Here is a 20,042-nt window from a genome sequence, read left to right as displayed (position 1 = left end):
GAATTATCTATTAAGTGTAGCTTATTTTAGCTATTAACGGCAAGTATATTGCTTACAAAAAATTAGCCACTAATATTTGAGCAGATATTTTGTGATTTAAAAAAGGAAGCGTATAATAGTTGATATATCATTTGACATGTCAACTATGGAGGTGGAAATGCTGGAACCATGTACGAAACGTTCAGAACTGCTTTACCGGATGCATTTGTTATCTAAAGAAATAAGTCATGTATTTGAACAACAGACGAATATGAGTTTTACGAAAGTAGAGATTTTATTTCATATTAAACAAACGCCTGGTCAAAGTCAGAACAGATTAAAAGAAAAGCTGTATATTGATTCAGCAAGTATTACCCGTCATTTGAAGCGCATGGAAGAGCAAGGGCTTATCGTTCGTAAAAAGCAAGATGAGAATAAACGCTATACGTATTTATTTTTAACACCAGCTGGCGAGGCGGAATTAGCTTCCTTACTTACGGAAAAAGAAAAATTCCAAACTGGGGCTTTAGAAGAATTTTCTGAGGATGAAGTCAGTGCCTTACTTAAATCAGTCACAAAAATGATGAATAATGTAGAGAAATTGGAGGAGAAGTTAAAATGAAAGCAGTTGTAATTGAAAATTATGGTGGTAAAGAAGAGTTAAAAGAAAAAGAAGTAGCAATGCCAAAAGCGGGTAAAAACCAAGTCATTGTAAAAGAAGCAGCAACATCCATTAATCCGATTGATTGGAAGCTTCGTGAAGGATACTTACAACAAATGATGGACTGGGAATTTCCAATTATTTTAGGTTGGGATGTGGCAGGTGTTATTTCTGAAGTTGGTGAAGGCGTGACTGATTGGAAAGTCGGCGATGAAGTATTTGCTCGTCCTGAAACAACGCGTTTTGGTACGTATGCTGAATATACAGCAGTAGATGATCACTTACTTGCACCTCTTCCAGAAGGTATTAGTTTTGAAGAAGCTGCATCTATTCCACTTGCAGGTTTAACAGCATGGCAAGCTTTATTTGATCACGCAAAACTTCAAAAAGGTGAAAAAGTCTTGATTCATGCTGGTGCTGGCGGCGTTGGAACACTTGCGATTCAACTTGCAAAATATGCTGGAGCAGAAGTTATCACAACAGCTAGTGCGAAAAATCATGAACTACTTAAATCGCTAGGAGCAGATCAAGTCATTGATTATAAAGAAGTGAATTTTAAAGACGTACTTTCAGACATCGATATTGTTTTTGATACAATGGGTGGTCAAATCGAAACTGATAGCTATGATGTATTAAAAGAAGGAACAGGTCGTTTAGTAAGTATCGTTGGTATTTCAAATGAAGACCGTGCGAAAGAAAAAAACGTAACTGCGAATGGAATTTGGCTTCAACCAAACGGGGAACAACTGAAAAAATTAGGTGAACTACTTGCAAATAAAACAGTGAAACCAATTGTTGGCGCAACTTTCCCATTCTCTGAAAAAGGTGTTTTCGATGCACATGCATTAAGTGAAACTCACCATGCAGTTGGAAAAATAGTAATTTCTTTTAATAAATAAGATTTTCGGAAAGCTAGATGCTGTCATCTAGCTTTTTTTGCTGTTTGCGTGCGTAGAATGGATAGGCTATAATAGCAAAAAAGGTGGTGTCTAAATGGAAACTAGAGAGCTTAAGAACGGACAAATAATGACGATTAGAGAGGCTACGAAAGAGGATGCGGGCAATATTGTTACTTATCTGAATGAAGTAGCAGGTGAGACTGATTATTTATCCTTTGGGCAAGGCGAGTTTTCATTTAGCGTAGAAGAAGAAGCGGAATACATAGAAGAAGGGGTTAAAAACCCGGGCTCTATTATGTTATTAAGTTTTATTGAAGATGAACTTGCAAGTGTTTCTCAACTTATTGGTCATACAAAAAAACGAGAATTACATACTTCTGAGCTGACTATTTCTACCCGAAAGAAATTTTGGGGTTTAGGGATAGGGACACTTATTATGGAAGAATTAATAAAACATGCTAAAAAAACCGAGCGCTTAAAACTCGTTTACTTAGAAGCTGTTTCTGAAAACAAGCGAGCAATTAATTTGTACAAAAAGTTCGGATTTATTGAAGCTGGTGAGATTCCAGCATTAATGCAAGTGGAAGGACGGTATATGGACGTAACAATGATGTACTTAGTTCTTTAATCCTCTACAAGGAAGGCGAGGTCATTAGCTACTTCTATATCGCTAAGTTGTTTAGCAACAATATCCGCTCCAGTATTAAGAAAAATAGCCATTTGACTAAGGACGCGAAGGCTAATATCAGAAGTGCGAATATCTTTATCAATAAGTTTTTGCAAAGTACCTTCTTTTAAGCGAGTATTTGATTCAATATCATTGGTAGTAATATGTTTATTTGCTAACAATTGTTCAATCGGATGCATCATATCACCTCTTTTCGAATAGTTAACTTTATGAATTAATTATAACTAAATTTGCTTCGTTGATAAACTATAAAGCCTTGAAAATTGAACAAAAAAGGGAGAAGCAAATGAAAGATTTAAAAGACAGTTTGAAAATTTTATATCAATTTAAGACAGATTACCTAAAAGTAACATTGTTGTTGACGATCTTGCAGGCATTTGTGATTGGGCCTTTTATTTATTATTTCTTTTTCTTTATTCTTCGAGTTATCGGAGTGCCAGGGATTACAGACTCCAATCTCGGAGAAGTTTTTTCGAGTCCTGTTGCCGTTATTATGCTGCTGATTTTAGCTTTACTCATTTTACTGTTTGTATATTATGAACTGGGTTTCTTTATAATGATGGCCATTTATCAATTGCGGGGAGAAAGCTATACCGTATTCAAAATCATACAAAGGCTCAATGTAAAAGCGAAATACTTTCTTAGTTATCAAGCGATTTATTTTCTGCTATATTTCTTTTTACTTTTGCCAATTGCAGGATTATCTTTACCAATTACGATAACAGAAAACCTCTATTTGCCGCATTTTATTACAGATGAATTAATGAAAACGACGACAGGCACGTGGCTATATGTTATTGCAATTGCGATTATTTTCTATATTAGCGTGAGACTCGTATTCGCATTACCATATTTTATTGAAGATAAATCACTCAAAATAAGTGGAGCTATCCGGAAAAGTTGGAAATACCCACAAAAGCATTTATTTTTTATGTTACTAAAATGGGTTTTAATAATTGTTGTGATTGGCTTTTTAGTATCGATTATCGCGACGATTATTATGTTACCGCTTCTCTTAGTAGAAAAAATAACTCCGGGAATTGCGGTAGTTATAGCTGGTATTACTTTAACCATACTGCAAGTGATAGGTTTCTTTGCTGCCGGGATTTTTCAAGGAATTATTGCGCAATTATTAGTGAAGAATGCCTTTGCTATCGAAGGAAAACCAGCTCCAATGACGCACAGCCAGTTTCCGCATAAAAAGCGGTTTATTATTGTTGCGATAATCGTTTTCATTATTTTTAGTGGTTTTAATATTTATACAGTAAATGCGACTTTATATGAACCTAATACGAAAATAATAGCCCATCGTGGTGATACAATGAATGCTGTTGAAAATACGGTGGAAGCCATTGAATCAGCTGCAAAGTCCGGGGCAGATTACAGTGAAATTGATATTCAAGAAACTAAAGATCATCAATTTGTTGTTTTCCATGATATGACACTGAGAAGACTTGCTGGCAGTTCTAAGCGAGTAGCAGATATGACTTTAAAAGAGTTGCAACAAACTAAAGTGAAGAGTGGCGACTATTCATCTCATATAGCTTCTTTTGATGAAATTATCAAGACAGCGAAAAAGAATAAGATAGATTTACTCGTGGAAGTGAAGTTGCACGGCGGGGAATCGAGCGATATGGTAGAACGACTTGTCACATTGTTAAAGAAAGAAAAAGTAACTGACAAGTATTTAGTTCAGTCGCTCAACCAGCCTGTTATAGAGGAAATCGAAAAAGCAGATCCTTCACTAAAAACTGGAATCATTCTAGCGCTTAATATCGGGAATTTGCCAAAGACATCAGCAGATTTTATTGTCTTAGAGGATTTCTCTATTAATAAGCGATTACTAACACAAGCCAAACAAAATGATAAAATGGTGTTTGTCTGGACTGTTAATAAAGAAAAATTAATGCAAATGTATTTACGGAAAAATGTAGATGGGATTATTACAAACTATCCTAAAAAAGCAATCGAACTTAGAGAATCTTTTAATGAAAATGATTCTTTGCGAAGTCGTATCGAGAACAGGTTAGGATTTTAAATTAAAAAGCCGCAAACAATCACTGTTTGCGGCCAATTTTTATTTTAATTCAAATGATTTTTTGACTGTGTTTTTGCTGAAGCTGATTAATTCTTTGGCTTCTACGTCGACTTTATTTTGCGTATCTTGTAGTTTATAGTAATCGGTTATTTCTAAAGTAGCTCCAGGTTGAACATCTTTCTCTACACCGCCCATGCCGCCATCAGCGGATACGGTTGTTTCTAATTGTGTCCCATTTTGGAAAACTTGTTGATCGATGGCTACCATAAAGGAAGTATTTTCTTTACTGTTATTTGTGAATTTTGTTTTGACTGCAATTGCGTCATTTCCAGCATAGTCTTTTACTACTTCAGAGCTAAGGATTTCTACTTTATAATCGCCAAGTGTATTTGGATCTGTTTTCTTTTTTTCTTTCGTCTCCGCTTTTGCTGTTTCTTTTTTCTCTGTACTTGCTTTATCTTCTGTCCCACCACATGCAGTTAGGGCTAGGGCAAAAGTTATAATCCCCATTAATAGTAAAACGCGTTTTAAATTTTTCATTTTCTTCTCTCCTTCTTAATTTATCTGTATCTATTACACCATGCGGAGATAAGAAAAGTCCTATGCACCGGGCATAGGACTAAGAAAAGATTTCAGTATAAATTCCATAAATTATAATACAAACGAAAATATATACGACAATACCAGCTTTTCTTGTTCCTTTAGATGAGGACTTAAGTAAAGGTAATTTGGACCAGATGCCACATAAATTAGTAAATATAATGAAAGCAGGGAATATCAAGAAAAAATTAGCGAAAAAGTTTTCGATGTTATTCATTTTAACGCCTTCTGTTGGTGGGGTAAATAATCCAAATGCCATGAAAATATAGCCTAATACTGCAACTACCATTTTCCAAGTATGACCAGTTCTAAAGCCGGGAATATGTTTATACCAGGGAATAAAATCTTTTTCGTATTCATCTGTTGAAGTTGCCCAGTTTATTTCGTCCGCGCTGTCTTCTATGGTAGCGAAGTCGCTTAAGTCTGTTAATTCGGAAACAAAGGTAGGTCCAAGCGAATCATTTTTAATAGCGGTTCGGAATTCTTGGATGGTTTGGAAACGTTGCTCTGGGTCGAAGGATGCTGCTTGCATGGCGATTTTTTCTAGAGAAGTAGCTGTTTCTTTGTCAGGTAAATTATTTTTTCCACGTAAAAGTTCAAGCATAAGGACGCCGATGCTATAAATATCTGAACGAGCGTCGGTTTGCGAGTAGCCATATTGCTCAGGAGCAGCGTACCCGATCGTCCCGAGATTGACTGTATCTTGATTTTTTCCTACTTCAAAAACACGAGATGCATCAAAATCAATTAATTTTAAAACGCCATCACTGGAAATCATAATATTGGACGGTTTTATATCACGATGGATAATTGCGTTTGTATGAAGTTCCGTCAGTGCGTCAGAAAGCATCAACATCAGTCGTGTCACTTCATCAGCATCAAAGGGCGCATTTACTTTCATTAAGTCAGCTAAGTTTTTCCCGTTGATATATTCTTCATATACAATCAGTTCGCTGCCATTTGGAATCATCACTTCAATTTTGGGTAAATAGTTACTTGATAATTTTTTAAGTTCCTCTAGTACTGGAGCGAAACTAATAGGGATTATTTTACGAACTAATAATTCGCCTGTTGCAGTATTACGCGTTAGTACGGCAGGATTTTCTTTGTTATTTAGATTATCTAATTCTTTATATTGTTCTTCTATAAAAGCAAGCGTCATTTCTCCCATTTTCTAAAATCCCTTCTACACTTTATAGTGAAATTATAGCATGAAGCATAGTAGTCGGGTACTTATTTCGTGATATAATAAAAAAAACAATCGGGGGTGTGCCTTATGGATGGGGAAAAAGAGACAAGTAAATTACTTCATGAATTAAAAAAAGCGACAAATCTACGCCAGGTTTTAGATGAAAACGAGGCGGAATTTAAATCAAGTGAAATGGTTACATATTTAAAAGAGTTATTAGTAGAGAAAAAATTAACAAAAGCTAGCGTCATTCGTGCGGCAAGACTCCATGAAACATATGGCTATCAGATTTTTAGTGGAGTTAGAAGACCTTCTCGCGACCGGACTATCGCGCTTTCTTTTGGTTTTAAGCTTTCAGGTCATGAAGCGAGTCGATTACTAAAATATACGGAATATCCGCCTTTATATGCGAAAAACCGCCGAGATGCTATTATTATTTTTGCACTGGATCATGGTTATACTTTAGATCAAACCAACGATTCTTTATATGATTTGGAAGAGGCGCTTATTGAAACTTTCAAAGAGGAAAAACCGCTTATTTAGATTAATCTAGAAATCAGGTATAATAAAGAAAGACATACTTGATTGGAGACTAGTTATGATAAATAAACAATTGATTTTACAAGCAGCAACTAGTGAAAAAAACGCTGGTGATTTCCCGAAAGTTATACAAGGTTTTAAGGAATTAGGTATTACAAAATATCAATTTTTAGTTCAAAAAGGCGTTTATGTATTTTGGGATGAACAGGATAATATGGTAGAAGCCCAGTTAAATGGAGTTGCTATGCCTGTTTCTAAGGAAAGTTCAGCAGAAAAATTACGTGAGGCAGTAAAACAAGCACAAGCGGGACGGATAGATTTTGAGAAATTTATTGAATTAGCAGGTTTGGCAGGAATCGAACTGTGGGAAGCCGATTTAACTGCAATGAAAGTGACGTATATAGATAAGGCTAGTGAGAATTTGGTGATTGAACCTATTCCTAGCATTTGAATTCAAAAGACAATAATTTATTGTCTTTTTTTAGTACTTTTAAAAATTGGGAAATATGTTAAGCTGAAAAAGGTGAAAGAAGAGAGGTACGGAAAATGGATATGATAACATACTTTCTAATAGCGCTTAGTACGAGTGTTGTGGGAAGCTTTTTAGGTATTGGTGGCGGAGTAATACTTTTGCCAATTTTACTACTAATGGGCGTTTCTCAAGGAACTGCGGCTTTTAGTTCTGCGCTGACGGTTTTCACGATGGCGATTTTTACTTGTAGTATTTATTATAAACGGAAGCAAGGAAACGTAGGATTAGCATTAAAAATTGCTATAACGAGTATTCCAACTACTTTTCTTGGTGCAATCGTGAACCAAATGCTGCCAGAAGCGGTTTATCGTTTTATGTATGGTGCCTTAATCGTGATTTTATTACTTCTGATGGTTTGGAAAAAGAAACGCAACAATGAAAAACCTCATTTTTTAAGCAAATATCGGATAATGCCTTATTTATTTGGGGTAATTATTGGGTTTTTAGCTGGTTTATTTGGAATCGGTGGCGGGCCAATTGTTATACCAATTTTATTACTTATTTTTATGCTAAATCAAAAGACTGCCTCTGCGACTTCAAGTTATGTGACGCTACTTACTTCTCTTGCAAGTATCGGCTCCTACGCGATTGTTGGTGGAAGTGACTTTTCGATTGGTGTTTATATGATACCTGGAGCAATACTCGGCGCGCTTATTGGGACAAGATTAAATAAACTTTTGGATGAAAAATGGATTGCCATTCTGTTTAATATTTTACTTGTTGCCCTTTTTGCCTTGAATTTAATTAGAATTTAACGATTTACAAGCTATGAAAACTAGCTTGTTTTTTGTTGTGGCGTTATTTTATGTTAAGCTTAGAAGGAGTAGGAGGGGTTATGATGAAAAGGAACTGGCAAGACTTTGTTGCATTTTTACTAACAATCCTAACTGTAACTTGGATAATTTTAACTTGGGGATTACATATTTCAGATATTGTACCGGGAGGAGAAAAAGGCATCTTTTATCAATTAATTCCACTTTTTTTAGGAGTTATTTCGACAATCAGTGTCTTTTTTGTGAAAGAAAAATTGGTGAAATGGATTTTGCTCGGTTTTAATATTTTATTACTTATTTTAATTTATTTTGTATACCATATTGGGGAAATAGGGATGTTGTAAGCGGGGGTTGATAGGATGGATGAGCCAACGGAAGCGGTAATCTATCAAATTTTATCTAAAACAGAAGAAAAAAACGCGACGATGGATCACTTAGTTTTTGAAATGATGCAATTTCCGGGAGCCGCTGCATTTACGAAAAATGAATTACTTCTTGGCGTCTACTGGTTAGAAACATTTAATTATATTTTTCGGAGCACAGAAGATCATACGACAAGATATTTTCGAACAACAAAAGGCCACGAAAAATTAGCAGAATTAGAACTTAAAAAAAGAAAGGCTTGAATTCCTAAAAAATAGGTATTCAAGCCTTTCTTTATATATATTTTGCCATAGTAATGTCGGTGTTTTTGAAACCAACTTTATCATACAATTTAATGGCGGTTTGGTTATGGGCGAAAACGTGGAGTTCGATTTTAGTGATGCCCATTTCTTTTGCAAGAACATCTAGCGCTTCAAGTGTTTTCGTACCAAAACCTTTACCTCGAAATGTTTCGAAAATCACAAAATCATAAATGAAAGCATGTTTTTCATCGACATGGAACCATAAATAACCGATTTTTTGGTCAGTGAAAATGCTATAGAGGTGCTCATTTGGTGTAGTAATTCCGTCATAAAGTAATTTGTTGAAAGAAGCTTTTGAATTGGTTAAGGCTTCCTCTTTGGACCATGTGCCGGCTGCTATTTTTTCTGCGGCATAGTCTGGAATTGCTGTAGTTAAAAAATCTTCTAAATCAGAAGTAGTCATTTTTTGTAAATGTAAGATAGGGTTTCCTCCTTCTATTTATGCTCGGTGCAAACTTGCATATTGGATGAATTTACGTGACATTTTAATATGGCCCGCTTCGTTTGGATGAATGCCATCAGCGCAAAGTAAATTCTCATAGTGGAACTCGGCAAGAAAACTATCACGAATATCGATAAGATGGCTGCCTGTTTCTGCTGCAATCCGTGAAATAGCATTGCTGTATCTTTCCTGCCAGCGATAAATCATCTCGACATCGCCACCCAAAAAGTGGAGAATATTTTCTTTGCTCAGGCCACTACGCGTAATGAAATCAAAATAACGTTTGGCATGAAGGGGAGGCAGTGTCATTAAAATCGGTTTAATATCTAATTTTTTAAGTCGTTCAATCATTTCAAGGAGTTGTGTTTCAAAAATATCTAGCGGCGTGCTTGGAATGTGTTCTTTGTCTGGATTTTCAGACACTTCTGCCCAATTGAAATCACAGTCATTTCCGCCAAATTCGATGATGGCAATGTCGTTTGTTGCGTCTTTTTCCAAGTCTTTTGTTAAAATTTCGTGGCCTTTTGTTATCGTCCGACCCATTGTGGAATGATTTTGAAAAGTCAGGCCAAGTTTTTCAGATGCTCGTTTAATGCAGTTGTTTTTAAGCAAAGTATAGCGGTTTTTTTCTGGATTGAAAAGAACGCCTTTCATAATACTATCGCCCCAAACACCAACTGACTGAATGGTTTTCTTCATAAACATCACTCCTTTCATTTATCATACCATAAAAAAAGTAAAAGACGCGCTTTGTATCTCTAAAAACGCGTCTTTTACTTTTTAATTTGTAGCTTTGTATAAATAAATTTTCCAGTAAGATGCTTTGTTATTAAATGCTTTTTCGAAGGTTAGCCCAATCTCAGAAGCGTTGTCAATTGGAACGGCAGACAAGATATATTCGCCGCCAACTGCTTTAAATGCATCTATATTAAAGTCTAGTTTTTTAATATGCTTTTTCGAATCTTTGCCGAAATCGTAATTTTTCCCTAACTCGGCAGAAAATAAATAACAACGATTTCCCCAGTTATCATAATAATCTTTTAGAACGGGGCTTTTGTCTAATTCGCCAGCGATGATTTTTCGAAAGGCTCTTTTATAAGCAAGTGGGTAAGAATTAACGTAGCCATCCACAGTGTAAAAGCCATTTTCTTGGGAAACAGACGGATGCAGGCCAATGCTACCAACGCGGTAACTTGATTGCGGTTTACCAATGTAATTTTTAATTTCTGTAAATTGCTCCGTCGCATAAAATTGATTGATGCTAGGTGAGCCATTTCCAGTCCGGTAGTAGATCTCAGAATTATTCGCGAAAACGACGACAAGCTGCAACACAATTGCTAAATAAGCTAATTTTCGCCACCAATTTCCTTTTTTAATTAAATAAACGATTGCAATTGCGAATAAACCATAAAATAAAAACGGTTGTAAAAAGTGAAATCGTGAAAAATTAAAAGTTCGCATGATTTCTACATTTTCTTTGATCCAGTTCCAGCCACGATACCACCAAAAACCATACCAAAATGATAAAAACAAATTAAACCCAAATAGCCATAAAAACAGTTTTTCTTTGACCCATTCTCGTTTGATAAGGATTAACGCTAGCACAAGCAGTAATACTGGCAAAATAACAAATCCAGCGAGCGCCTGATCGTGCGTGTGTCCTACAATGAAATTTTTAAAACTAAGTCGAATCGAACTTAAAAATGATAAATCTGGCAAACTAAATTCGCTTCTTGAATCTGGTGTTGGGTTTATGAACATCGCATAAATAAAACGATAATTTACTAGCGCGTATAACAATCCCATGTAAACCATACTAAGTAAAAAGCGGATATTGATTTGTTTTTTCTTAATAACATCATATAACCAGATACAGCCAACCATTACTAAAAAGAAACAAAATCCTAATATTAAACTAGAATAAAATGGGAGCAGTGTCAGTATAACTACATTCCAGATTCGCCGCTTGTTATTTCTAATGTTTAAAAACGCCCACAAAGCAAGTGGCATCCCTAGCGTACTGAGCATACCTGATGGCCAAAAAGGCGTCAGTGCAAAAGCTAAGGAAACAAAATAAAGCGGTACGAGATATTTTTTATCTTTAATGAGATAATCCCTTGCCCATAAAAACAATCCTAAAAATGCAAATACACGTGTAATCAACTGGCTCACCGCAAACGCAATAGGTGTACTGAAAATCATATAAAGCCAATCAATTCCAACAAATTCTGAATCAAATGAATCTCTGGGGACACTATCATCCATTATCTGATCAATATTTGCTGTCCCAACTTTTGCTGTATAATCCCCGCTATCCAAAACCATTTTGTACCATGTCACATTGGAATCTAAATTATCATGTATCCTCACGTGACTATTCCCGCCAAGAATAAACAATGGAGCGACATAAATTACCAATAAGAGTACTGCAACAATTAGCCACTTATGCTTCTTCCACATAGTTCTCCTCCTTCATTATCTCTAATATATATGTACCCGAGAAAACTAGTTTCAATTATACCAAAGGAAACTACATTTGTTCATTAAAAAGGGGTAGGTGATTGGAAATACAGTTTAAAAACATATGCCTTAGTAAAAAAGCGTTCAATAAAGAGGGAAGTTAATCCAAGTAATCTTGGGTCGGCTTTTCTTTTGAACAAATCAAAATCGGGTATACAGATAGAAATGAAATAGGGGGGCTTCATGATGAAAGAAGAACTATTACAAGCAATCGAAGTCGGAGAGCCAGTTTTACTTGTGACAGCTATTGGATACATTGTTGGGATTGTAGAAACTAAAGGAGAATTGATTCGTTTGGCAGATGTATATATTAATTGCATATCAGCTTCCCGAGTGAATCGCTTTAGTCGAGGATTGGCAGTGAATATCAACCAAGTAATCGGTATGCAACTACTAAGCAAATCAGAAAAAGACGAAATGATTGGCGGCTGGAAAGCATATGTGGCGCCAACAGCAGGATGATAGTATAAGTGAATTCTAAAGGAGTGAGAAATATTGATACTACTAATTATTGACACGCAAAAAGCAATTATGACAAGTGAGCTTTATAATTTTGATTCACTTGTTTCAAACATAGAGCGTTTGATAGCTGCTGCCAGAAAGAATAATATCGAAGTAATATATGTTCGACATGATGAAGGACCTGAAACAGATCTCACCAAAGGCAAAGCAGGATTTGAGATTTACGAAAAATTCCAACCAAATAAAGACGAAAAAATCTTTGATAAAACAGTAAATAGCGCTTTTAAAGGAACAGGCTTACTTGAATACTTAAAAGGAAAAGGAACGAAAAAAATTGTAGTAGCCGGGTTGCAAACCGATTTTTGCATTGACGCCACGGTGAAATGTGGTTTTGAACATGGTTTCCAGATGATCGTTCCCGCCCATGCTAATTCGACGGAAGATAACCACTTTATGTCTGGTGAGAATAGTTATAAGTACTATAATGAATGGATGTGGCCTGGCCGTTACGCGACCTGCATTTCTATGGAAGAAACGATTAAAGAAATGGAAGATAGTTAATTAACCGAAGAGTCTAAGCACTTTGCCTAGGCTCTTCCTACTTTTTCGATTTAATGGTAGAGTAAAAGAAGCGAATTTTGCAGGAGGAAACCATGATTAATTTAATTTTTGATATTGATGACACAGTTTATGACCAACTAAAACCATTTGAAGAGGCCTTTAAAACCATTTTTGGGAAATCAGACCGCCTGAAAATCGAAAATTTATATATTAAAAGCCGATTTTATAGTGATGAAGTGTATCATAAGGTTGTTCGAGGAGAAATGCCAAAAGCAGAAATGCACGTTTATCGGATTACGCAGGCATTGAACAATTTTGATTACCAAATTACAAAAAAAGAAGCAGAAGCATTTCAACACGCTTATGAACAAAACCAACGCAAAATCGAACTTTCACCCGGAATTAAAGAAATTCTCACTTGGGCTAAAAAGAAAAATATAACGATGGGAATTATTACAAACGGGCCAAAAGACCATCAACAACATAAAATAAATGATTTACAAATAAACGACTGGATTCCAGCCGAGCATACTTTTATTTCTGGCGGAGTAGGTATCGAAAAACCAGACAAGAAAATATTTAAGCTAGTAGAGGAACAAATCGGTATTAAGAGCGCGGAAACCTATTATATTGGCGATTCTTTCGAAAATGATGTAATTGGTTCAAAAAGTGCCGGCTGGAAATCAATTTGGCTAAACAGACGACAACACATACAACCTAACAATGCCACTTACCAGCCAGATTATTGTATTAAAAATGAACAAGAACTAGCTGCTTTGTTGCGAGATTTATTATAAATACTAAAATCTTTTCCTTTATTAGGAGAAGGTTTTTTTGTTGTAGATTGACAAATTTGTTTAATAAGGATATTATAGAGTCGTTAAGTCTTTAATTAAGAAGGTGAAAGTATGAAATTTTCAAAAGCAACCAATTATGCGCTACATACGATGGTTTATTTAGCGAATTTATCTCCGGAAAAATCTGTAGGAGTGAAAGAACTTGCAACCAAGCAAAATGTTTCGCCAACGTATCTTTCTAAAGTGTTAACAATGCTTGTGAAAGCTGGTTTCGTTGAGTCAGTAACAGGTGTAAACGGCGGTTATAAATTAGCCGAACCTGCAAGCAGTATTAGTTTTTTAGATGTTATTCAAGCGATTGAAGGAAAAGGTGCTTTTTTTCACTGTGATCCTAAAAATCATAGTGAAAGTCAGCCGCACTGCTTAATCGGCGAAGTAATGAATAAGGCAGAGCAACAAATGGAAGACTATTTAAGCAAGCAGACTGTAGGTAGTATTGTCGTAGAAATTGAAAAACATCAACATTAAAGGAGTGCTGAAAATGAATCATCACCACAATCACCACGGGGAAGCTGGTTTTAAGAGGAAAGTAGATTATTTGGATCGACCTGAACGGAGCGAAGTTTTATCGCCAGAGGAATTTTTACAGAGGGTCCCAATGGAAAAAACAGCGAGCATTTTAGATTTAGGAGCGGGAACAGGATTTTTAACGATTCCGGCAGCGAAAAAGGTTGAAAATACCGTTTTTGCATTAGATTTAGATACGAAAATGTTGGAATTAATTGAGGCGAAAGCGAAAAAAGCTGAATTAACCAATATAAAAACATTAGAAGCAAGCATGGATGATATTCCGCTTGAAGCTAGTTCGGTGGATGTTGTGCTGGCATCGCTCGTGTTACATGAAGCGGGTTCACTTCTGGATGTTTTGCGTGAAGTAAGTAGAGTCGTGAAATCTGGTGGCTACTTTGCTACCATAGAATTCGATACACAAGGAACGGATTTGAAAGGTCCCCCAATGGAAATTCAAATTTCAGCTGAGAAATTGAAGGAAGAGCTTGCGGGATTTGGATTTGAAGTAGTGCAGAACTGGGAGCTTGATGAGGGAATGTATGTGAGTATTGCGGAGAAAAAAGAATAATAAAAAGTTCACGCCTGAAATAGCAATATAAGCTATTTTTAAGCGTGAACCTTTTTATATTTACGGAGAAACGGGGATTCGAACCCCGGCGCGGCATACACCGCCTAACAGATTTCGAGTCTGTCCCCTTCAGCCGGACTTGGGTATTTCTCCACTGTGACATAGAATGCCGACAAGAAGTATTGTATAATAATATTAACAAAAATACCAGTGTTTTTTATAAAAGGAGCGTGCTAAATGGAAAGAAGATTGGTTCAAGAAATAAATTTACTAGAAAATAAAAAATTGGTTATGAATTTGAATATTGTTGCGATTGTTATTGTGCTTGTATTAACTGTTTTAGGGATTGTTTTTTCAGGCGGTTTTGCAATTACGAATGGTTTTATGGGGATTATTTGGATGTTTGGTGGCTATGCAGTAGCAATTGTTATTCACGAAGCCGTACACGGGATTTTCTTCAAAGCTTTTCGCCCAGAAGCAAAAGTGAGATTTGGCGTTAAAAACGGGATGGCTTATGCTGGAAGCCCCGGAGCATTTTATTCGAGAGCGCAATTCTTTATTATTTCGATTGCGCCATTTATCGTTCTTACGGGATTGTTCATTTTTCTGCGCTTTCTTGGAGTAAATGAAGCTGTTCTATATTTAATTTTTGCCCTACATACATCAGGCTGCGTCGGTGATTTTTATTACTGCATTCTTTTGATTAATCAACCAGCCGGGATCGTTGTGGAGGATACGGATAAGGGAATTAGTTTTTATTCAGAAGGTTAAGTTTGGTAACGATTTCAACAAAGTGTTAAAATAAGGATATACTTTTAGAAAGAGGTGCTTGATTTTGAAACGAATAACAATTGGTAATAGCGATTTAACAGCTTCAGAAATTTCGCTAGGATGTATGAGAATGGCGGATCTTAGTAAAGAAGAGGCGAACAAAGTAATTAATACAGCACTTGAAAACGGTATTGATTTTTTTGATCACGCGGATATTTATGGCGGCGGTAAATCAGAGGAAGTCTTTGCTGATGCAATTGATATGAATGCAACAGTTCGTGAAAAAATGATTCTTCAATCAAAATGCGGAATTCGTCAAGGATTCTTTGATTTTTCAAAAGAGCACATTATTTCTTCTGTGGAAGGTAGCTTGAAACGCCTGAAAACAGATTATTTAGATACACTATTACTTCATCGTCCGGATACACTTTTTGAACCAGAAGAGGTAGCAGCGGCGTTCACTGAGCTTGAAAAAAGCGGGAAAGTTCGTCATTTCGGCGTAAGTAATCAAAACCCAGGTCAAATCGAACTACTAAAAAAATACGTGGACCAAGAATTAATTGCCAATCAACTACAATTTAGTATTATGCATACAGGAATGATTGATACTGGTTTTAACGTAAATATGACGATTGATCCTTCTCTTGATCGCGATGGCGGGATTTTGGAATATAGTCGTTTAAATAATATGACTATCCAAGCTTGGTCTCCGTTCCAATATGGTTTCTTTGAAGGAGTTTTCTTAGATAACGATAAATTCCCTGAATTAAACAAAACAATCGATAAAATTGCTGCATACAAAGGTGTGACTAATTCGGCAATTGCGGTTGCGTGGATACAGCGTCACCCAGCAAGCTTCCAAACAGTGGTTGGTACAATGAACCCAGGAAGAATCGCTGATATTGCAAAAGCTTCTGACGTAACACTTAGTCGCGAAGAATGGTATGAAATTTACTGTGCGGCTGGAAACCAATTACCTTAATGTAAACATGCACTTGGGCTTTTTGCTCAAGTGTTTTTTTATGTGTAATAATGATAGTGAAATTCATTCTCAATTAGAAATAAATTTTATCAATTAGTTTGATATGATTTTTAAAAAGTGCTATAATAACAAGTGAGTTAAGGGTGTTTCCTTTAAAAATTAATTATAATAATTATTGTTTAGTCTGTTTTTCGCAGTTGCGAAAGCAGATTTTTGTGTTTTTTAGGGTAATGGGAATCATTATCATTTGGAGAGGATGAGCATTATGAAAGACTGGATGGAGCGGAATTGGCAGTTTGTAACGACTGGTATTAGTGGGGTTTTAATTGTTGTCGGTAGTCTAATCGGGAATGATGTCGGTGATTTTTGGACAGCGGTGATTTTCTTGAGTGCCTTTGTTATTGGCGGATTTGAACAAGCTAAGGAAGGGATAGCGGCGACGATTAAAACGAAAAAACTTAATGTAGAGCTTTTAATGATATTAGCGGCTACAGGGGCTTCAATTATTGGTTATTGGTTTGAAGGCGCCATACTTATTTTTATTTTCTCAGTTAGTGGGGCATTAGAAACGTATACGACGAATAAAAGTAAGCGCGAAATCACGAAATTAATGGCTTTTCAACCGGAACGAGCTTTTCGTTTTCTTCCAAATGGTGATGTTGAAGAAGTGGCTGCAAAAGATTTGCAATTAGATGATAGAGTACTCGTTCGACCTGGGGAAAGTGTTCCAATTGATGGTGTGATTGTTCGTGGTTCAACAACTTTGAATGAAGCAGCAATCAATGGTGAATCGGTTCCAGTTGAGAAAACTGTTGATGCTGAAGTATTTGGTGGGACAGTTAATGTCAGCAGTGCTATCACCATTAAAGTAACGCAAACTTTTGATAATACGATTTTTAGCAAGATTATTCGTTTAGTAGAAACCGCCCAAAGTGAACCTTCAAAAACCGCTCGTTTTATTGAGCGATTTGAGGATGCGTATGTTAAAGCAGTATTATTATTTGTTTTAGTGATGATGTTTTTACCTCATTTTGCGCTCGGTTGGTCTTGGAATGAAACTTTTTATCGCGCAATGGTTTTACTTACTGTAGCTTCTCCTTGTGCGCTAGTTGCTTCGGTGACTCCAGCGACTTTAGCAGCTATTTCTAATGGAGCACGTCACGGGATTTTATTCAAAGGCGGCGTACACTTGGAAAATTTGCGCGGTGTAAAAGCAATTGCATTTGATAAAACGGGAACTTTGACAAACGGAACACCTGAACTAACAGACCAAATATTTAAAGAACACATCGATAAACAGCAAGTAATAAATGTGGCGGCAGCAATGGAGCGGCAGTCTTTGCACCCATTAGCCGCAGCAATCACCAAAGCATTAGATATCGAAGTAACGGACAAATTAACAGAAATAGAAGTAACGGATGTGCCAGGTTGGGGAGTGCAAACTAGTTACAAAGGCGAAACATGGCAAGTTGGTAAAGCCGGTTACGTTGGGGCGGAAAATGCTGCCAAGTTTTCAAATGGCGCGTTTGAACGGCTTGCTAGCGAAGGGAAAACGATTGTATATGTCGCTAAAGCGGGCGAAATCGTTGCGATGTTTGCGCTCAAAGACACTTGCCGACCTGAGGCGATTCGGACCATTCAAGCTCTAAAAGCAAAAGGTATTAAAACAATTATGGTGACAGGAGATAATGCACAAACTGGCGCTGCAATCCAAGCTGAACTTGGTATGGATAGGGTTGTTTCTGGATGTTTGCCTGAGAAAAAAGTAGATGTTTTAAAAGAACTATCGGTGACTTATGGAAGCGTGGCAATGGTTGGTGACGGGATTAATGATGCTCCAGCACTTGCCCATGCGGCTGTTGGCATTGCGATGGGCGAGGGAACGGATATTGCAATGGAAACAGCAGATGTTGTTTTAATGAAAAATGACTTAGAAAAAATCCCGTATGCCTACACGTTATCAGAACGACTTCACTGGATTAGTTGGCAAAATATTTGTTTTGCCATTGCTGTGATTCTGCTCTTAATAACAGCGAACGTTTTTCAAGTAATCAATCTACCGTTCGGGGTTGTGGGACATGAAGGAAGCACGATTTTAGTTATTTTAAACGGACTTAGACTACTTAAGTCCAACCGGAAATAGTGATTCATTTGACTGCCCGTCTATCTCTAGTCTAAGATAGATGAGCAGTTTCTTTTTAGAAAAAAAGGGGTATTGCATGATAGATTGGAGATGAGTGCATGAGAAAGATTAACTGGACACAATGGATAGCGCTGTTTGTTTTCGCATCAATGGGAATTTCAGTCGTTTTTACTATCTATGAAATTTTTAACGCACCAATAAAGCAACCAGCAACTGGACCGCATGTGACATTACGAGGGGATTATATCTTTTTACTATTTGAAATTTTACTAGGAATTTTTATTTTGTTATTGCCTTCCATTATCGCACGACGCTTCAAATTTGAAATACCCGGACTTGTTTATATTTTGTTTATTGTTTTTTTGTACGGCTCGATTTATCTTGGAACCGTTCAAAAATTCTATTCAACCGTGCCGCACTGGGATAAAATTTTACATACTTTTAGTGGGGCAATGCTTGGAGCTATTGGCTTTTCGTTCGTTAGCTTGTTGAATGCAAATGATAAAGTAGTTATGAAACTGAAGCCTGGTTTTATCGCTGTCTTTGCATTTTGTTTTGCTGTAACGATGGGCGCTTTCTGGGAAGTGTATGAATATACTTTTGACGGGATTATGAACTTAAATATGCAACGCTACAACCTATCAAATGGTACACCACTAACTGGACGAGCAGCTCTGGAAGATACGATGACAGACATAATTGTTGATATTATTGGCGCCTTATTCATCGTCATTGTAGGCTATTTCGCACTGAAAAAAGGTCGGCCTTGGATGGAACGCTTTGAATTCAAACGAAAAAACTGGAAAAAAGAACCAAAGACTAAGTAAAATCAAAAAAGCATTTGAGCCTACTCAGATGCTTTTTTAGTTGCACAAAAACGCCGACAACTTTGGGGCCATGAAATGATTGACTGCATCTTAGAACTTTTCTACACTTAAATTGAGAAGAAAACTTTTAAAGGAGTGAGGAAATGTTTTTAGATACGGGGAATTTAGAGGAAGTAAAGAAAGCGCTTCAATTTCCGTTTTTTGAAGGTGTAACTACGAACCCAACCATTTTACTGAAAGAAAATCAGCCCAGAAAAACCCATATTGCTCACATTCCAGCAAAATTAGTATTTGTCCAAGCAGCGGGATTAACAGAAGAAGAAATTTGGGAAGACGTGCTGAGAATTCAAGAAATTAAGCCAGCTGAAGGGACTGTTATTGGCTTGAAAATCCCTGCCCATGAAGCCGGGATAAAAGTTATTGCTACAGTTCGCGCTAAGTTTCCAGATGCGATTATTTTAGCAACGGCAATTTTTTCATCCGAGCAAGGTTATATTGCGGCTCTTTCTGGGGCAGACTATTTAGCCCCGTATTACAATCGTATGGAAGTAAGTGGTTTAGATGCAGCAAAAACGATAGAAGAATTGCGCTATGTTCTAGATTTACAAGGTCTTGAAGAAGTGAAAATCATGGGGGCGAGTTTTAAAAACAGCCGCCAAATTATGCAAGCATTAGCGAGTGGGGCGGACACAGTAACAATCGGTTATGATTTATTCTTACAAATGATGAATAAACCGCTCGCACTCGAAAGCATTGAAAAATTTAACGAACATAATGCAGCTTTACCAAAATGAAAAAAAGGAAGTATCCATGA

The 20,042-nt window shown here is 36.5% G+C and carries 25 protein-coding genes and 1 tRNA gene; 19 read left to right on the top strand and 7 right to left on the bottom strand.

Annotated features, from left to right (window positions below):
• Window positions 1-145: 145 nt before the first annotated feature.
• The 3 genes from AC4PG8_RS05185 to AC4PG8_RS05175 all read left to right on the top strand — a co-directional run bounded on the left by AC4PG8_RS05185 (window position 146) and on the right by AC4PG8_RS05175 (window position 2,167).
• Window positions 146-601, top strand: a complete 456-nt coding sequence (locus AC4PG8_RS05185; protein WP_003770776.1) for a MarR family winged helix-turn-helix transcriptional regulator — start codon at window positions 146-148, stop codon at window positions 599-601.
• Entirely contained in the window at window positions 598-1,539 is a 942-nt protein-coding gene (locus AC4PG8_RS05180) for an NADP-dependent oxidoreductase (protein ID WP_185543734.1), read from the top strand. The genes AC4PG8_RS05185 and AC4PG8_RS05180 overlap by 4 nt, the downstream gene beginning before the upstream one ends.
• A 94-nt stretch (window positions 1,540-1,633) precedes the next feature.
• The gene (locus AC4PG8_RS05175) at window positions 1,634-2,167 is read left to right on the top strand and encodes a GNAT family N-acetyltransferase (protein WP_185505274.1); all 534 of its coding nucleotides are present in this window, start codon (window positions 1,634-1,636) and stop codon (window positions 2,165-2,167) included.
• On the opposite strand, the gene AC4PG8_RS05170 is transcribed toward AC4PG8_RS05175, so the two are convergent.
• Window positions 2,164-2,406, bottom strand: a complete 243-nt coding sequence (locus tag AC4PG8_RS05170; protein WP_010990520.1) for a hypothetical protein — start codon at window positions 2,404-2,406, stop codon at window positions 2,164-2,166. The genes AC4PG8_RS05175 and AC4PG8_RS05170 overlap by 4 nt on opposite strands.
• A gap of 107 nt (window positions 2,407-2,513) precedes the next feature.
• On the opposite strand from AC4PG8_RS05170, the gene AC4PG8_RS05165 reads away from it, so the two are divergent.
• Window positions 2,514-4,265, top strand: coding sequence for a glycerophosphoryl diester phosphodiesterase membrane domain-containing protein (locus AC4PG8_RS05165; RefSeq protein ID WP_492170105.1), 1,752 nt, complete (start codon window positions 2,514-2,516; stop codon window positions 4,263-4,265).
• Window positions 4,266-4,304: 39 nt separating this feature from the next.
• Here AC4PG8_RS05165 and AC4PG8_RS05160 read toward each other — a convergent pair whose 3' ends face one another.
• Window positions 4,305-4,805 (bottom strand): DUF5067 domain-containing protein, encoded by a 501-nt coding sequence (locus AC4PG8_RS05160; RefSeq protein ID WP_160464152.1) that lies wholly within the window; start codon window positions 4,803-4,805, stop codon window positions 4,305-4,307.
• A 79-nt stretch (window positions 4,806-4,884) separates the two neighbouring features.
• Window positions 4,885-6,036, bottom strand: coding sequence for a serine/threonine-protein kinase (locus AC4PG8_RS05155; protein WP_003770790.1), 1,152 nt, complete (start codon window positions 6,034-6,036; stop codon window positions 4,885-4,887).
• A 105-nt stretch (window positions 6,037-6,141) separates the two neighbouring features.
• Between AC4PG8_RS05155 and AC4PG8_RS05150 the strand changes: the two genes are divergently transcribed.
• From AC4PG8_RS05150 to AC4PG8_RS05130, 5 genes are all read left to right on the top strand, one after another.
• A complete protein-coding gene (locus tag AC4PG8_RS05150) occupies window positions 6,142-6,597 on the top strand; it encodes a hypothetical protein (protein ID WP_003765745.1) in 456 nt (151 codons plus the stop codon).
• A gap of 55 nt (window positions 6,598-6,652) precedes the next feature.
• Window positions 6,653-7,045, top strand: a complete 393-nt coding sequence (locus AC4PG8_RS05145) for a DUF1398 domain-containing protein (protein WP_185512842.1) — start codon at window positions 6,653-6,655, stop codon at window positions 7,043-7,045.
• Between the two features lie 95 nt (window positions 7,046-7,140).
• Window positions 7,141-7,881 (top strand): sulfite exporter TauE/SafE family protein, encoded by a 741-nt coding sequence (locus AC4PG8_RS05140; protein ID WP_185505277.1) that lies wholly within the window; start codon window positions 7,141-7,143, stop codon window positions 7,879-7,881.
• 83 nt (window positions 7,882-7,964) lie between these two features.
• Complete coding sequence (locus tag AC4PG8_RS05135; RefSeq protein WP_070753530.1) at window positions 7,965-8,243, top strand: hypothetical protein; 279 nt, start codon at window positions 7,965-7,967, stop codon at window positions 8,241-8,243.
• Window positions 8,244-8,258: 15 nt separating this feature from the next.
• Window positions 8,259-8,525 (top strand): DUF3116 family protein, encoded by a 267-nt coding sequence (locus AC4PG8_RS05130; protein ID WP_003760828.1) that lies wholly within the window; start codon window positions 8,259-8,261, stop codon window positions 8,523-8,525.
• Window positions 8,526-8,556: 31 nt separating this feature from the next.
• Here AC4PG8_RS05130 and AC4PG8_RS05125 read toward each other — a convergent pair whose 3' ends face one another.
• From AC4PG8_RS05125 to AC4PG8_RS05115, 3 genes are all read right to left on the bottom strand, one after another.
• A complete protein-coding gene (locus tag AC4PG8_RS05125; RefSeq protein WP_376740014.1) occupies window positions 8,557-9,006 on the bottom strand; it encodes a GNAT family N-acetyltransferase in 450 nt (149 codons plus the stop codon).
• Window positions 9,007-9,024: 18 nt separating this feature from the next.
• Window positions 9,025-9,726 carry an SGNH/GDSL hydrolase family protein gene (locus tag AC4PG8_RS05120; protein ID WP_492170104.1) on the bottom strand — a complete coding sequence of 234 codons (702 nt, stop codon included), beginning with the start codon at window positions 9,724-9,726 and terminating at the stop codon, window positions 9,025-9,027.
• Window positions 9,727-9,807: 81 nt separating this feature from the next.
• Entirely contained in the window at window positions 9,808-11,487 is a 1,680-nt protein-coding gene (locus AC4PG8_RS05115; RefSeq protein ID WP_492170103.1) for a DUF6044 family protein, read from the bottom strand.
• 246 nt (window positions 11,488-11,733) lie between these two features.
• On the opposite strand from AC4PG8_RS05115, the gene AC4PG8_RS05110 reads away from it, so the two are divergent.
• From AC4PG8_RS05110 to AC4PG8_RS05090, 5 genes are all read left to right on the top strand, one after another.
• Complete coding sequence (locus AC4PG8_RS05110) at window positions 11,734-12,009, top strand: hypothetical protein (RefSeq protein ID WP_160464148.1); 276 nt, start codon at window positions 11,734-11,736, stop codon at window positions 12,007-12,009.
• Window positions 12,010-12,042: 33 nt separating this feature from the next.
• Window positions 12,043-12,570 (top strand): cysteine hydrolase family protein, encoded by a 528-nt coding sequence (locus AC4PG8_RS05105; protein WP_160464147.1) that lies wholly within the window; start codon window positions 12,043-12,045, stop codon window positions 12,568-12,570.
• A gap of 92 nt (window positions 12,571-12,662) precedes the next feature.
• Entirely contained in the window at window positions 12,663-13,367 is a 705-nt protein-coding gene (locus AC4PG8_RS05100; protein ID WP_194317820.1) for an HAD family hydrolase, read from the top strand.
• A 111-nt stretch (window positions 13,368-13,478) separates the two neighbouring features.
• Window positions 13,479-13,895, top strand: a complete 417-nt coding sequence (locus AC4PG8_RS05095) for an Rrf2 family transcriptional regulator (RefSeq protein ID WP_003770811.1) — start codon at window positions 13,479-13,481, stop codon at window positions 13,893-13,895.
• 13 nt (window positions 13,896-13,908) lie between these two features.
• Window positions 13,909-14,505, top strand: a complete 597-nt coding sequence (locus tag AC4PG8_RS05090) for a class I SAM-dependent methyltransferase (RefSeq protein ID WP_492170102.1) — start codon at window positions 13,909-13,911, stop codon at window positions 14,503-14,505.
• 63 nt (window positions 14,506-14,568) lie between these two features.
• On the opposite strand, the gene AC4PG8_RS05085 is transcribed toward AC4PG8_RS05090, so the two are convergent.
• Window positions 14,569-14,658 (bottom strand) — tRNA-Ser (locus AC4PG8_RS05085).
• Window positions 14,659-14,742: 84 nt separating this feature from the next.
• Here AC4PG8_RS05085 and AC4PG8_RS05080 point away from each other — a divergent pair.
• From AC4PG8_RS05080 to AC4PG8_RS05060, 5 genes are all read left to right on the top strand, one after another.
• Window positions 14,743-15,276, top strand: coding sequence for a DUF3267 domain-containing protein (locus AC4PG8_RS05080; protein ID WP_492170101.1), 534 nt, complete (start codon window positions 14,743-14,745; stop codon window positions 15,274-15,276).
• A gap of 64 nt (window positions 15,277-15,340) precedes the next feature.
• Entirely contained in the window at window positions 15,341-16,258 is a 918-nt protein-coding gene (locus AC4PG8_RS05075) for an aldo/keto reductase (protein ID WP_185510465.1), read from the top strand.
• A gap of 265 nt (window positions 16,259-16,523) precedes the next feature.
• On the top strand, window positions 16,524-18,401 hold the full coding sequence (locus AC4PG8_RS05070) for a heavy metal translocating P-type ATPase (protein WP_492170100.1): 1,878 nt from the start codon (window positions 16,524-16,526) through the stop codon (window positions 18,399-18,401).
• Between the two features lie 98 nt (window positions 18,402-18,499).
• A complete protein-coding gene (locus AC4PG8_RS05065; RefSeq protein WP_003770816.1) occupies window positions 18,500-19,228 on the top strand; it encodes a DUF2238 domain-containing protein in 729 nt (242 codons plus the stop codon).
• Window positions 19,229-19,371: 143 nt separating this feature from the next.
• On the top strand, window positions 19,372-20,022 hold the full coding sequence (locus AC4PG8_RS05060) for a transaldolase family protein (protein WP_492170099.1): 651 nt from the start codon (window positions 19,372-19,374) through the stop codon (window positions 20,020-20,022).
• The last annotated feature ends 20 nt before the right edge of the window (window positions 20,023-20,042 follow it).

The sequence above is a fragment of the Listeria sp. MAN/IMW/UF555 genome (assembly GCF_058684075.1).
The sequence above is the reverse complement of the archived record's forward strand: the minus strand, read 5'-3'. Positions and strand labels throughout refer to the sequence as shown.